The 13448-nt window shown below is 50.6% G+C and carries 10 protein-coding genes, 7 tRNA genes and 1 rRNA gene (1 of these 18 running past the window's edge); 1 reads left to right on the top strand and 17 read right to left on the bottom strand.

Annotated features, from left to right (window positions below; translation table 11 throughout):
• Positions 1–39 precede the first annotated feature (39 nt).
• From GC56T2_RS00965 to rocF, 9 genes are all read right to left on the bottom strand, one after another.
• On the bottom strand, positions 40–1242 hold the full coding sequence (locus GC56T2_RS00965) for a DUF262 domain-containing protein (RefSeq protein ID WP_255515981.1): 1203 nt from the start codon (positions 1240–1242) through the stop codon (positions 40–42).
• A 624-nt stretch (positions 1243–1866) separates the two neighbouring features.
• Positions 1867–2007 carry a nucleotidyltransferase domain-containing protein gene (locus tag GC56T2_RS00955; protein WP_255516122.1) on the bottom strand — a complete coding sequence of 47 codons (141 nt, stop codon included), beginning with the start codon at positions 2005–2007 and terminating at the stop codon, positions 1867–1869.
• A gap of 913 nt (positions 2008–2920) precedes the next feature.
• Complete coding sequence (gene glmS, locus GC56T2_RS00950) at positions 2921–4723, bottom strand: glutamine--fructose-6-phosphate transaminase (isomerizing) (RefSeq protein WP_144972411.1); 1803 nt, start codon at positions 4721–4723, stop codon at positions 2921–2923.
• Between the two features lie 522 nt (positions 4724–5245).
• On the bottom strand, positions 5246–6595 hold the full coding sequence (gene glmM, locus GC56T2_RS00945; protein ID WP_144972409.1) for a phosphoglucosamine mutase: 1350 nt from the start codon (positions 6593–6595) through the stop codon (positions 5246–5248).
• A gap of 27 nt (positions 6596–6622) precedes the next feature.
• A complete protein-coding gene (locus GC56T2_RS00940) occupies positions 6623–7861 on the bottom strand; it encodes a CdaR family protein (RefSeq protein ID WP_144972407.1) in 1239 nt (412 codons plus the stop codon).
• A complete protein-coding gene (cdaA, locus tag GC56T2_RS00935; protein WP_033023352.1) occupies positions 7854–8675 on the bottom strand; it encodes a diadenylate cyclase CdaA in 822 nt (273 codons plus the stop codon). Before cdaA ends, GC56T2_RS00940 begins: the two co-directional genes overlap by 8 nt.
• A gap of 72 nt (positions 8676–8747) precedes the next feature.
• Positions 8748–9359 (bottom strand): anti-sigma-W factor RsiW, encoded by a 612-nt coding sequence (gene rsiW / locus GC56T2_RS00930; RefSeq protein ID WP_033023354.1) that lies wholly within the window; start codon positions 9357–9359, stop codon positions 8748–8750.
• A 14-nt stretch (positions 9360–9373) separates the two neighbouring features.
• Positions 9374–9937, bottom strand: coding sequence for an RNA polymerase sigma factor SigW (gene sigW / locus GC56T2_RS00925; protein WP_033023355.1), 564 nt, complete (start codon positions 9935–9937; stop codon positions 9374–9376).
• Between the two features lie 277 nt (positions 9938–10214).
• Positions 10215–11114 carry an arginase gene (gene rocF / locus GC56T2_RS00920; protein WP_144972405.1) on the bottom strand — a complete coding sequence of 300 codons (900 nt, stop codon included), beginning with the start codon at positions 11112–11114 and terminating at the stop codon, positions 10215–10217.
• Positions 11115–11172: 58 nt separating this feature from the next.
• On the opposite strand from rocF, the gene GC56T2_RS00915 reads away from it, so the two are divergent.
• Positions 11173–11388: a hypothetical protein gene (locus tag GC56T2_RS00915; protein ID WP_144972403.1), complete on the top strand. Its 216-nt coding sequence runs from the start codon at positions 11173–11175 to the stop codon at positions 11386–11388.
• Here GC56T2_RS00915 and GC56T2_RS00910 read toward each other — a convergent pair.
• The 8 genes from GC56T2_RS00910 to GC56T2_RS00875 form a co-directional block, all read right to left on the bottom strand.
• Positions 11389–11461: transfer RNA gene (locus GC56T2_RS00910), tRNA-Ala, on the bottom strand.
• A 5-nt stretch (positions 11462–11466) separates the two neighbouring features.
• Positions 11467–11538: transfer RNA gene (locus GC56T2_RS00905), tRNA-Gly, on the bottom strand.
• Between the two features lie 3 nt (positions 11539–11541).
• Positions 11542–11617: transfer RNA gene (locus GC56T2_RS00900), tRNA-Lys, on the bottom strand.
• Positions 11618–11864: 247 nt separating this feature from the next.
• A tRNA-Gln gene (locus GC56T2_RS00895) sits at positions 11865–11939 on the bottom strand.
• A 108-nt stretch (positions 11940–12047) separates the two neighbouring features.
• A tRNA-Glu gene (locus tag GC56T2_RS00890) sits at positions 12048–12119 on the bottom strand.
• Between the two features lie 10 nt (positions 12120–12129).
• Positions 12130–12205, bottom strand: a tRNA-Thr gene (locus GC56T2_RS00885).
• A 6-nt stretch (positions 12206–12211) separates the two neighbouring features.
• Positions 12212–12286: transfer RNA gene (locus GC56T2_RS00880), tRNA-Asn, on the bottom strand.
• Positions 12287–12437: 151 nt separating this feature from the next.
• Positions 12438–13448 (bottom strand): 23S ribosomal RNA (locus GC56T2_RS00875); it runs 1918 nt beyond the window's last position.

Here is a 13448-nt window from a genome sequence, read left to right as displayed (position 1 = left end):
GGGTTCATGTCTCCTTTTTTGTTTAGTTGTCAATTTATGTTAGCAAATTTGCTCATCTACAGTTGTCTTATCGATCTCTTTGCTGAGGGTCGCAAACGTTTTGTTCAATGAATTGGTTGGAACCCCACAAACCGCTCTACGGAAAACGTAAGCTTCAACAAGCCTTAATATTGCGATAAATTCCGATTTTGGTAAAATTCCACACCCATAATCGTCATATACCTCAAGCAAGAACGGATACGAGACATCGACCTTAAGCGTATTGATATCCTTCAGCACTTCATTGATTTCTTTATCTTTTTCCGTCTGGAACGCGAGTTTCACAAAATATTGGGAATATTGATAAATGTCCTCGACAATTTGCTGGACACTCAGTTCACTGTGCTCAAATACATACGCCTTGAAACTGGAGTAAACTTCTTTTATGTTTGGAATTCGCCCCGTTTTCACCGTTAAATAGTCACGCATAAATCGGTCAAACAAAGCGGAATTTGTCAGATTCCCGAAGCTTTTTTCCATCGGATACCAGTATTCCCTGTACAGTTCTGCTTGCTCTTTCGGCTCCAGCTTCATCAAAACGAAGTTCCGGATCAAATCGGCTTGCGACAGATCAAGCCCTGTCGAGTTCAGGCTTTCAAAAATCAACTGCGGATTATCATGGTCACGATCCAACGAAATATCTACAATAATCAGCTTTGAGATCCCCTGATACAGCTTGTTCAGCTCGATACCGCTGTTTTTGATGGATTCCGCAAAAAAATTGTAGTTCTCGTACACCCTTGGGGAGTATTCCTCGGGGAGTTTTTTGTCTAAAATCAGATTGATCAGCGTGTCCTTATCGCTCTGAGTCAATATGAGTTTGTGATACAGTTCCCCCTCTTCTTCGCTATTGACTAGATAGTAATTCATGATTTTCTTTTTCGTAATATCCAAGGTTTGTCCGCTCTCCTCGATGGCTTTGCCCAACGCAAATAACAGTAACGTCAACGTAGTCAGTCGTTGCTGTCCATCGATAACAAGCAGTTGTGGAACAGAAGATACGTGATACAACCCTTGTTCTATGTAGACAATCGAGCCGACAAAGTGACCCTTGATCTTTTCATCTACCGCCGCTCTAACAATATCGTTCCAAAGCTGTTGACACTGCTTAATCGTCCAGCTATATTTTCGCTGATAAATCGGAATGATGAATTGCTTGGTGCCCTGCATGAACTTCAATAAATTTGTTTCTACCGCCTTCACTTGTCCCTCTCCTTATAAAAGAATTCCTTATTTCGGATATCCGTCCCTGATTTCCATTGGGGATCGTGGATGAATGACATTCACTAATTCTTTATTAATTCTGCGGTTTCAGCAATCAGTTCCCGAAGGAATTCTACGGCTTTCTTTGTGCTTTTCTGGTCCGAGGAAAGCAACGTTATGATATTGTCTATCCTTTGCTTGTAATTGCGAGGTCTGGCACGAAAACCCTCAATCATCCGAACCGCTTTTTTCTCGTTGATGCAGTATTCTTCATTGATGGCAAAGATCACCTGATTCAAACATGAAATCGAGCGGAAGACATGACCACATAGGAAATGTCGTCCTTATCCACGCTATCCTCAACGAATATCAAAGAAAAAGCGGCTTCAAACAAGAAAAAGCCCACAATCACATCTTTGACCACTTTGGGGTGCAGTATTTTCCCTTAAATCACCGGCCTTCTAAAGGGCTGGTGAAAAACCGCTGATTCCCTTCATCAATGGAAGAATGATTGAAAAGCAGACCCGATACAACAAGGTTTTTCTAATTGAGAAATGACATTGGAAAGCTGTATACCCCGTTAAATCACCAGCCTCCTAGAGAAGTGATCAAATGTTCTCTATGTTAGTCAGCGAGTCTTGTCGCGATTTTGCTCACTGCTTTGATATCAAAATCTGCCGATACATCGTAATAAATGCCAGTATCGATATCGGAAGTCGCGTGATTTGTGGCCCTTGCTCTTGAACCACCCAAAACGACCCCCACAACGCCAAGTATTCCGTTTAGTCCATGGCTTATTTGTTCAATTACCTTTTGGACGGTCAATAGGCTCAACTCCGTTGCTGTGCTTTCTGCAAATCATTTTACCACAACCATAACAGAAAAACTGATGTTCTATCCCCTCCCCCTGCCCTCTTTCGCAAACCAACCGCAAGAGTCCAATCAACCCATTTTGATTTCCCTACTATAGTTAAGGGAAAATAATTCATGCCCATCCCACTCCTCTCCCCTCAACCCCTCTCTTCCCTAGGAGACCGGTGATTTAAGGGGGCAAGCCGCTTATCAAGACCGTTTCTCAAATAGAAAAGCCTTGTCGCATCAGGATCACCTTTCAAACGATCCCCCATTGCTCAAAAGAAACAACCGTTTTTCACCGACCTTCTAGAAGGCTGGTGAAAAACCGCTGATTCCCTTCATCAATGGAAGAATGATTGAAAAGCAGGCCCGATAAAACAAGGTTTTTCTAATTGAGAAATGACATTGGAAAGCTGTATACCCCGTTAAATCACCAGCCTCCTAGAACCACAAGGGATTTCAGGCTTTGAAGTGCATTTTGGAGCAAAATACCAGGAACATAAAAAGTGTGCGTCCAATTGAAAGGGTTTGGGAGATTAGGGGCGGGGATGAGGGAAATGGAACGTTGGGAAATGTCTAGGTAAATATTGGAGGGGGTAGGAAGCAGGGTAAGGAGAGAAAAGGGATGGGTATATTGGGATAAAACCTGATCTCTCAACCCTTTCCCCCTATACCCTACCCCCTATCAACAGAAAAGCCCAGCATGGAGGCAAAACCCTGCCACGCTTGGCTTCTTGGCCATTTTTATTGTCCCTAGACAGATTTTATTTTCCCAGGACAGGATTTATTAACTGTCTACAACAGCCTTTTCCCAACGAACCGCTCACTCCACCGTCACGCTCTTCGCCAAGTTGCGCGGTTTGTCGACGTCGCAGCCGCGATGCAGGGCTGCATAGTACGCGATCAGCTGCAGCGGCACGACGGACACAAGCGGCGTAAGGTCCGGATGGACGGCCGGGATGATGAAGCGGTCGCCGTCGCCTTCCAAGCCGCGCATCGAGATGACGCATGGTTTCGCACCGCGGGCGACGACTTCTTTTACGTTGCCGCGAATGCTTAAGTTGACGTGCTCTTGGGTGGCGAGGGCAATCACCGGCGTACCGTCCTCAATCAAGGCGATCGTGCCATGTTTCAGCTCGCCGCCGGCGAACCCTTCCGCTTGGATGTAAGAGATCTCCTTCAGTTTCAGCGCGCCTTCTAGGCAGACATAGTAGTCAACCGCACGGCCGATAAAGAAGCAGTTGCGCGTCAACGTCAAGTAGTCGCGTGCGATGTTCTCCATTTCTTCTTTCGCATCGCACAGCATTTCCATCACATTGGCGACGATGGCGAGCTCTTTCGTCAGGTCAAAATTCAATTCGAGGCCTTTCGCTTTCGCCGCAGTCGCCGCTAAAATCGCCAGCACCGCGATTTGCGCCGTGTAGGCTTTCGTCGAAGCGACGGCGATTTCCGGGCCGGCGTGCAACAAGAGCGTATAGTCCGCTTCCCGCGACAGCGTCGAACTTGGGACGTTCGTGATCGTGATCGCTTTATAGCCGAGTTTGTTCGTTTGCACGAGCACGGCGCGGCTGTCGGCCGTTTCGCCGCTTTGCGAGATAAAGATGAAGAGCGGTTTTTCCGACAACAGCGGCATGTTGTACGAAAATTCGCTGGCAATATGCACTTCGACTGGGATTTTCGCCCACGACTCGATCAATTGCTTGCCGACAAGACCGGCGTGGTAGCTCGTTCCGCACGCGACAATGTACAGGCGGTCGGCGTTCAGCACTTCGTTGATGATCGCTTGGTCAATCGTCAATCCGCCGTGTTCGTCTTGGTATTTTTGAATGATGCGGCGGATGACAAACGGCTGCTCATCAATTTCTTTCAGCATGTAATGCGGATACGTCCCTTTTTCAATGTCACTCGCATCGAGCTCAGCCGTAAATGGCTTCCGTTCGACTGTTTCACCGTTTAGCGTTTGAATCGTGACGTTCTCGCTCGTGACGATGACTAGTTCCCCATCCATCAGTTCGACGAATTGATTCGTCACTTGGAGCATCGCCATCGCATCGCTGGCCACGACGTTAAACCCGTCACCGAGACCGGCAAGAAGCGGGCTTTTGTTTTTCGCCGCGTACAACGTTTCCTCGTTTTCCGCGTCAATCATGGCGATGGCGTACGACCCTTTTAACAGCGAGAGCGTTTGGCGGAACGCTTCTTCCGTTGTCAACCCGTCACGGACGAATTGTTCCACGAGCTGGACGATCACTTCCGTATCCGTGTCGCTTCGGAACTCGACATCAGCCAAGTAGTCGCGCTTCAGCATCTCGTAGTTTTCGATGACGCCGTTATGCACGAGCGTAAAACGGCCGGAGGCGCTTTGATGCGGATGGGCGTTCACCCGGCTTGGGGCCCCGTGCGTCGCCCAACGGGTATGGCCGATGCCGATCGTCGCGTTGACGTTCGGGTCGACGATGCGGCGCAAATCGGCGATCCGTCCTTTTTCTTTAAACACATGAACCCCGTTCTCATTTAATACGGCGATCCCCGCCGAATCGTAGCCGCGGTACTCGAGTTTTTCCAATCCGCGCAACAAAATCTCTTTCACATCTTGGTAACCGATATAACCAACAATGCCGCACATGGCCACATTTCCTCCTTTACCATTGGAGGCTGCCGCTAACGAGATCCTTCCATGTTCAGTTGTCAAAGAACAACGGGGCCTCGCCGTCACTGCGGCAGACTCCCCTTTCTAGTTGCGCGATGACATCCTCCCCTTTGTGCAAAGGGTCACCCCTTTGTTTTAAGAGAGGACTTGCGGCTGTCATCGCTCCAGCCGGGAGGCATCCGCCGAAAACCTCGATAAACCTCCTCCTCGTCAACTAAGCGCGCTTCCGTTCCCGCGCTTAGTCCAGGCGCTTTGTCGTCGTCAAAACCGCTGCAACGATTCCACTTTGTCGAGCATGGCAACAGCTGCGCCACTCTACTCATTCATCCCTTCTCGTTCTTCGCATCGCCTCCTTTCAGGCAAAAGGCAACAACGTTAATATTACAGGACATTCCCAACGGCGTCAACTATCATATGCATCCGTTTCTATAAAATAACCTATGCATAAACGGAAGCGAACGTTCCGTTTATGCATAGGATGGTTGTCCAAGCGGTCGGTTATTCCACTCCCATTTCACGGCGGACGACATCCGCGATCCGCTCCACATAGGCGCGGCACGCCTCTTCGGTTGGAGCCTCAGCCATAATGCGCACGAGGGGTTCCGTCCCTGATGGACGAACGAGGACGCGGCCATTACCGTTCATCTCTGCCTCCACTTCCTGAATCACTTTTTGCACTTGTTCGTTTTCCATTGCCTTTTCTTTATCCTTTACCCGTACGTTCACAAGCAGCTGCGGGTATTTTTTCATTTCCGCGGCCAATTCAGAAAGCGGCTTGCCTTTGACTTTCATGATGTTGACAAGCTGGAGCGCCGTCAACATGCCATCTCCCGTCGTGTTGTAGTCGAGGAAAATGATATGACCGGACTGCTCGCCGCCGAGATTATATCCATTTTTGCGCATGGCTTCGACGACATAGCGGTCGCCGACCGCCGTTTGCACGCTTTGGATGCCCTGCGCCTCGAGCGCTTTGTAAAATCCAAGATTGCTCATGACCGTTGAGACGACGGTTTGTTGCTTGAGACGACCGGTTTCTTTTAAATATTTGGCGCAAATGTACATGATGTGGTCGCCATCCACAATGTTGCCATGCTCGTCCACGGCAATCAGGCGGTCGCCGTCGCCGTCAAACGCAAGGCCGACATCAGCCCCTTTTTCTTTCACAAACGCCGCCAGCGCCTGCGGATGGGTGGAACCGACTCCTTCGTTAATGTTGAGGCCGTTGGGCGAAGCGCCCATCGTGATGACATCGGCGTCCAAATCGGCAAACAAGTAAGTGGCCAGCGATGACGTCGCCCCGTGCGCGCAGTCGAGAGCTATTTTCATCCCCGAAAAGTCTTCTTCATCAATCGTCTGTTTGAGATATTGCAAATATTTTTGCCCGCCTTCAAAGTAATCATTCACTTGGCCTAACGCCGCGCCAATCGGCCGCGGCAACATATCTTCCGGGCTGTCGATCAGCGCTTCAATCTCCGCCTCCTGCTCGTCCGACAGTTTAAACCCATCCGGCCCGAAAAATTTAATGCCGTTGTCTTGGACGGGGTTGTGGGAAGCAGAAATCATGATGCCGGCTTGCGCGCCGAGCGCTTTCGTCAAATAGGCGACGCCTGGCGTAGAGATCACGCCAAGCCGCATCACTTCCGCTCCGATCGAGAGCAGCCCGGCGACGAGCGCGCCTTCCAGCATATGCCCGGAAATGCGCGTGTCACGCCCAATCAACACTTTCGGACGCTCTGCACTTTTCGTCAGCACGTATCCGCCGCAACGGCCAATCCGAAACGCCAGCTCCGGCGTCAACTCACGATTTGCGACTCCACGTACACCATCAGTGCCAAAATATTTGCCCATTCGTTCACTCTCTCCTTACTATACAATTTATTGGACAGCTGCCTTTTCGCTAATGTCGATCATCGCTGTTTCCGTCGATGGCTGCCATTGGATTTGCCTCGGATTGTCCCAGCGAATGGGAACTTGATGCTGACCGGTGCCGAGCCCACTGGCATCCACGTACAGTCGGACATCGTCTTTCGTCAACCCTCGGACGATATCGGGTGGCCCCATCAGCCGAACGGTCAGCTTGCCTCCAACCGGTTGGACAAACGTCGCTTCATAGGAGTCCGGCAAGCCGACGACCTCAATGGGGACGTCCTTCCATGTTTGTGTGACATCTTTCTCTACGTCGATGCGCACCTTGATTTTATTTGGCTTAACGCTTTTGACCCCATCGGGGACTGGAACGTCCACTTCCACTGTCTTATCATCTGTCACATCATCCAAATCAACGGTCAATCCTTCCAACCGATCGATCCGATTTAGTACGTCTTTCGGACCGTAAACGGTCACTCGGTTCGGCTCCGGCGTGATGCCGACGAGATGAACGCCATCCGGAAGCTCACCTGTCGTTTGCACATCAACCGGCACCGCTTTGCTTGGGCTCTCCACCGGCACAGTAACTTGAACAGATGATGGCTTCGGTTCCAGATCCAATTCATTTCCGCTCCGATCGTACACGCGAACGCGGGCTTCCCGCGTCACCGTTTCCGTCACTCCCTCCAAGTCAACAATGGCTTTCACAAACGAGATGCTGTCAATCAACTCTTTCGCTCCGGTAATGGTCACCACGTTCGGTTCAACGGTCGGTTCCCCGACGGAGTAGCCATCCGGCATTTTGTTTCGATTAAAAAATTCAACGCCAATGGAAAACTGTTTGGACACTTTTTCGCGAATCGTTACTTTTACTGAAGCCGGTTGTATATTCACCTTCAGTTTCTCAGAAACATCTTTGTATTTGATCGGAACCGTGTAGGTGCCTAAGGGCAAGTTCGTCAAATCGACATACACTTCGAAATTTCGTTGCAGAGCTGTCGGTTTGACAATGCTAGCCGGACCTTGAAGCGTAACATTGACATACTTCGGCACGCCGGAAACGATCAAGTTTTCTTCGTCATAGTAAGCAACAACCGGAACATCTGTCAACGTTTCCGTATCTTCTTGCCCAAACGTGTTGCGTGTTTCGCCAGTTTTCGCCCCGACATTGGCCGACATATACAACATGATCGCTAGCAATAAGGAAACAACGCGAATAAACCACGGATGATCCATTAAGTTATCCATGTTTCTTTCCCCTCCATTGCCAACGGGAAGAAGCGGGCGCCTTCGCCACCGGGACGAGCTCGCCTGTCAGCAGCTCCCGAAACTCATCCATCGTTAAATCGCGATATAGTTCGCCGTTTTTGGTCAACGATACCGCCCCCGTCTCTTCTGAGACAACGACCGTGACGCTGTCCGTCACTTCGCTGATGCCGAGCGCCGCCCGATGGCGTGTTCCGAGCTCTTTAGAAATAAACGGGCTTTCCGATAGCGGCAAATAACAGGCCGCGGCCGCAATCTGGTTTTTCTGAATGATCACCGCCCCGTCATGTAGCGGCGTGTTCGGAATGAAAATATTGATAAGCAGCTCCGAAGACACGTGCGCGTTTAGGGCTATGCCCGTTTCCACATAATCGCTCATTCCGGTTTCCCTCTCGATCGAAATGAGCGCGCCAATGCGCCGTTTTGCCATATACTCCGTTGCCTTTACGATGGCTTCCACCATTCGAAGCCGTTCTTCATCCTCATTGACCGTATTGCGCGTAAACAGCCGCCCGCGGCCAAGCTGCTCCAACGCGCGCCGCAATTCCGGCTGAAAAATGATGATGATGGCAAGGAACCCCCAAATGATCGCTTGGTCCATCAGCCATTGCAGCGTGGTCAACCCGAGATAATTGCTCACAAAGCGAACCAAAATAATCAAAAAAATGCCTTTTAACAGCTGAATGGCCTTTGTCCCGCGAATCATCATCAGCAGTTTGTAAATAACGTACCATACAACGAGAATATCGACCACTTTCAGCAAATAGGACACGATGGGGAGCTCTTGGAAGGACATCTTCACACTTCCTTTATCTCTAATTCCGCTCCGCTCACGGCCATGGAAAAAGCCATCGGACGATGGCTGCCATCATTCGAGCGATTGGAGCGCGTGATTGACTTTCTCTTTAATATTATACCAAATCCATTCAAACACTTGATTAATTTCCTCGATTTCCCCGGTCACTTGCCCCGCTGACGCCATATATTTTTTTCCGTGAATCACGGTGACGTTCCCATCGACCGTTCCTTCAATGCGAATTGAACCGTTGCGGACGACAATGTCCCCTTTCACCGTTTCCCCTTTTGGCACAATGACCGTATGATCGCGAATGATAACGTGTTCATCCGCCGAAACGGAAAACGCTCCGTTCTCTCCCCACGAAGAGGCAAAGCTGCCAACCGTAAGCAGCACAAACAGCGAAGCGGCGGTCAGCAACGGATGCCCATGCATCCAGCGGCGCAGCCGGGCGCTTTTTTTCTCTTTCGGCATCATTTTCATTACCTTCGTCGTAAAAGCCGGGGGCGCTGTTAGATGAGCGGCATATTGCAAAAAAGCAACGGTTTTTTTCAACTCATGAAAATGGGCAGCGCAGGCAGCGCATGAGCGCAGATGTTCCTTCAGGCGCTGCTCTTCCTCCGGACGAAGATCGCCGTCTAGATAGTGATGCATAAGCGATATCATTTCGTTTGGACATTTCATTCTTTCCCACCCTCTTATAAATGGCCCAATTGTTTGCGCAATGCTTCACGGCCGCGATGAAGCCGCGTTTTCACCGTGCCGACCGGCAGCCCTAAAATATCGCTGATCTCTTGCAGCGACAAATCTTCGATATACTTTAACACGATTACGCTGCGATATTTTTCCGGCAACCGCTCAATGGCCCGCTGAACCGTTTCTTGCAGTTCCAGACTTTCCACCGCTTCTTCAGGAGAGGCTTCACGGGAAGGAAGCTGCGCTTGCATCGTCAGTCCATCCGTTCCATTCACTTCTTCATCCAAGTAAACATCCGGTTTCCGCTTTCGCAACCGATCAATCGTCAAGTTGGTCGCAATGCGATACAGCCATGTCGAGAATTTCATATCGGGGTTATAGGTGTTAATATGAACATAAGCGCGAATGAATGCCTCCTGGGCCGCATCCTCCGCCTCGTGTTGATTGCCAAGCATTCGATAACAAAGGCGGTAAATTTTATCTTTATACAAATCAACAAGGTCGGCGTAGGCATTTTGATCGCCTTTTTGAACCGCCCTAATCCTTTTTTTAATAAACAAATCCATAAAATCCAATACCCCCGCCTCGCAGCTCACCGTATACTACGGCGCTCCACTGCAAAAAGTTTCAGGCAACACGTTTATTGTACCATAGAATGAAAAAAGAGGGGCAGCCAAATCAAAGCCACCCCTCAAACCAACGAACGCCAACCGAAAAAGGACATCATTGCATCAATCATATGGCGGCCCACTTGCGCGCGCCGCGGCCGCATCACCATCCGCTATCGGCAGGGAGGAGATGGCGGCATCCGCGCTCCGGCAACCGGTTGACGTTGGTGCTCAATCAAATCAACTTTTCCCCAAACAGCGAACCCATTAAAGCGACGGCTACGGAAGCGGTTTTATTCCGTTCGTCCAAAATCGGGTTCACTTCTACAAATTCAGCAGACGTAATCAGTTGAGCCTCCGCTAACATCTCCATCGCCAAATGGCTCTCTCGGTACGTCAATCCCCCGATGACCGGTGTCCCTACTCCCGGTGCGTCGCTCGGATCAAGCCCATCTAAGTCAAGCGATAAATGAACCCCATCGGTCCGCTCTTTTAAATAGGCGATGGTTTCCTCCATCACCTTTGTCATGCCAAGTCGATCAACTTCATGCATCGTATAAATTTTGATTCCTTGCTCCCGAATAAACTTCTTCTCCCCCTCATCTAGAGAGCGCACACCGATCAACACAACATGCTCCGGTCTGACTTTCGGAGTATATCCCCCGATTTGCGTTAACGAAGGATGCCCAAATCCAAGGCTCGCCGCCAACGGCATGCCGTGAATATTTCCAGACGGCGATGTCTCTTCTGTGTTGACGTCGCCGTGCGCATCATACCAAATGACGCCAAGGCGTTCATAATGTTTTGCCACCCCGGCCAGCGTGCCGATGGCAATGCTGTGATCGCCACCAAGCACCAACGGGAAACGCCCGCGTTGAACGACTTGATCAACCGCCGCAGCGAGCTTTTCGTTCGCCTCCGCAACCGCTTTCAAATTGCGCAAGCGTGGATGCCCCTGTTCATGAATCCGATCCGCTTTTCCAATCGGAATGTCTCCTAAATCTTCGATGTCATCGTGAAGGTGTTCAAGACGCTCGACGACACCAGCATAACGCATCGCGCTCGGTCCCATATCGACACCGCGGCGCGTTTGTCCTAAATCCATCGGAACACCGATAATCGAGATTGGTTTCATGCTGTCTCCTCTCCTTTCCGTTTCCCATTGCCCTTTTATTGTAGAGGAAAGAAGGGAGATGACTCAACTTGACAACCTTTCGAATATTTATACTGATTTGCCGCCTAACGTGCCTAAACCCGTCATCTTTTCGTGCCCAAAGCGCGGCCTCATCTCCATGCTGTTGAACCTTTTCAGCGCGTTCATCGATGGTTTCTTCGACAAAAAAGCGGGCTCGCTCTTTAGTGAAAAAAAGAAAAAAGCAACCCGTTGTCTAAAAAAGGGTTGCTTTTGATGGAGCCTATCGGGATCGAACCGATGACCTCCTGCGTGCAAAGCAGGCGCTCTCCCAGCTGAGCTAAGGCCCCGCCCAAGCGGAAGACGGGACTCGAACCCGCGACCCCCACCTTGGCAAGGTGGTGTTCTACCACTGAACTACTTCCGCACATGGTGAGCCATGGAGGACTCGAACCTCCGACCCTCTGATTAAAAGTCAGATGCTCTACCTACTGAGCTAATGGCTCATGGTTTGGTATACACTCAGATCTTTGACGATGTCCCTTCCTCTACCAGCTGACTCAAAGATGCTGAGTGCGTCGGGACAACTCGCAGTCAACTCGAAGATGCATCGCTCGTTACTGAGCGAATGGCTCATGGTTTGGTATACACTCAGATCTTTGACGATGTCCCTTCCTCTACCAGCTGACTCGAAGATGCCGAGTGCATTGGGACAGCTCGAAGTAAGTTTCATGTTTTATGTGCAAAAAAATATGGCTGGGCTAGCTGGATTCGAACCAGCGCATCACGGAGTCAAAGTCCGTTGCCTTACCGCTTGGCTATAGCCCAACGCTATAAAGTGAAAACACCTTATCCGTTTATTATTATGGCCTGTTCCATGCTAATTATACATTCTCAATCAACCGTCCCCAAAGACGGTTGATTGAGGAATGAAAGTGACCCGTACGGGATTCGAACCCGTGTTACCGCCGTGAAAGGGCGGTGTCTTAACCACTTGACCAACGGGCCTAGAAATAAATGGAGCTTCCAACCGGGCTCGAACCGGTGACCTCTTCCTTACCATGGAAGTGCTCTACCTACTGAGCTATGGAAGCATAAAATGGCTCCGCAAGTAGGATTCGAACCTACGACCTACCGGTTAACAGCCGGTTGCTCTACCGCTGAGCTATTGCGGAACGACAAATGATGCGACTATTGTTTTCGACACTAATTATTATATCCATCCTGTTCTGGTTGTCAACCAGGAAGTTCATTCCTTCAAAACTAGATAACCGTTGGAAGAAGCCGCATTTCGTCCGGTCTAGCTCCGGCTCGCCTGCGCTTTTCTAGGTTAAGCCCTCGATCGATTAGTATCCGTCAGCTCCACGTGTCGCCACGCTTCCACCTCGGACCTATCGACCTCGTCATCTTCGAGGGATCTTACTCGCCTAACGCGATGGGAAATCTCATCTTGAGGGGGGCTTCACGCTTAGATGCTTTCAGCGCTTATCCCGTCCGCACATAGCTACCCAGCGGTGCCCCTGGCGGGACAACTGGTACACCAGCGGTGCGTCCATCCCGGTCCTCTCGTACTAAGGACAGCTCCTCGCAAATTTCCTACGCCCGCGACGGATAGGGACCGAACTGTCTCACGACGTTCTGAACCCAGCTCGCGTACCGCTTTAATGGGCGAACAGCCCAACCCTTGGGACCGACTACAGCCCCAGGATGCGATGAGCCGACATCGAGGTGCCAAACCTCCCCGTCGATGTGGACTCTTGGGGGAGATCAGCCTGTTATCCCCGGGGTAGCTTTTATCCGTTGAGCGATGGCCCTTCCATGCGGAACCACCGGATCACTAAGCCCGACTTTCGTCCCTGCTCGACCTGTCCGTCTCGCAGTCAAGCTCCCTTGTGCCTTTGCACTCTCCGAATGATTTCCAACCATTCTGAGGGAACCTTTGGGCGCCTCCGTTACCTTTTGGGAGGCGACCGCCCCAGTCAAACTGCCCACCTGACACTGTCTCCCACCCCGCTAAGGGGTGCGGGTTAGAATTTCAATACCGCCAGGGTGGTATCCCACCGTCGCCTCCACCGAAGCTGGCGCTCCGGCTTCTTAGGCTCCCACCTATCCTGTACAAGCGATACCAAAATTCCATATCAGGCTGCAGTAAAGCTCCACGGGGTCTTTCCGTCCTGTCGCGGGGAACCTGCATCTTCACAGGTAGTATAATTTCACCGGGTCTCTCGTTGAGACAGCGCCCAAGTCGTTACACCTTTCGTGCGGGTCGGAACTTACCCGACAAGGAATTTCGCTACCTTAGGACCGTTATAGTTACGGCCGCCGTTTACTGGGGCT

The sequence above is a fragment of the Geobacillus sp. C56-T2 genome (assembly GCF_007829715.1).
Taxonomy (GTDB): domain Bacteria; phylum Bacillota; class Bacilli; order Bacillales; family Anoxybacillaceae; genus Geobacillus; species Geobacillus icigianus.
The sequence above is the reverse complement of the archived record's forward strand: the minus strand, read 5'-3'. Positions and strand labels throughout refer to the sequence as shown.

Excerpts from the sequence above, each read along its gene's own strand:
- rsiW (WP_033023354.1), bottom strand. The coding sequence starts at position 9,359 with ATGAAATGTCCAAACGAAATGATATCGCTTATGCATCACTATCTAGAC.
- glmS (WP_144972411.1), bottom strand. The coding sequence starts at position 4,723 with ATGTGCGGCATTGTTGGTTATATCGGTTACCAAGATGTGAAAGAGATT.
- sigW (WP_033023355.1), bottom strand. The coding sequence starts at position 9,937 with ATGGATTTGTTTATTAAAAAAAGGATTAGGGCGGTTCAAAAAGGCGAT.
- rocF (WP_144972405.1), bottom strand. The coding sequence starts at position 11,114 with ATGAAACCAATCTCGATTATCGGTGTTCCGATGGATTTAGGACAAACG.
- cdaA (WP_033023352.1), bottom strand. The coding sequence starts at position 8,675 with ATGTCCTTCCAAGAGCTCCCCATCGTGTCCTATTTGCTGAAAGTGGTC.
- glmM (WP_144972409.1), bottom strand. The coding sequence starts at position 6,595 with ATGGGCAAATATTTTGGCACTGATGGTGTACGTGGAGTCGCAAATCGT.
- GC56T2_RS00915 (WP_144972403.1), top strand. The coding sequence starts at position 11,173 with ATGACTCAACTTGACAACCTTTCGAATATTTATACTGATTTGCCGCCT.
- GC56T2_RS00940 (WP_144972407.1), bottom strand. The coding sequence starts at position 7,861 with ATGGATAACTTAATGGATCATCCGTGGTTTATTCGCGTTGTTTCCTTA.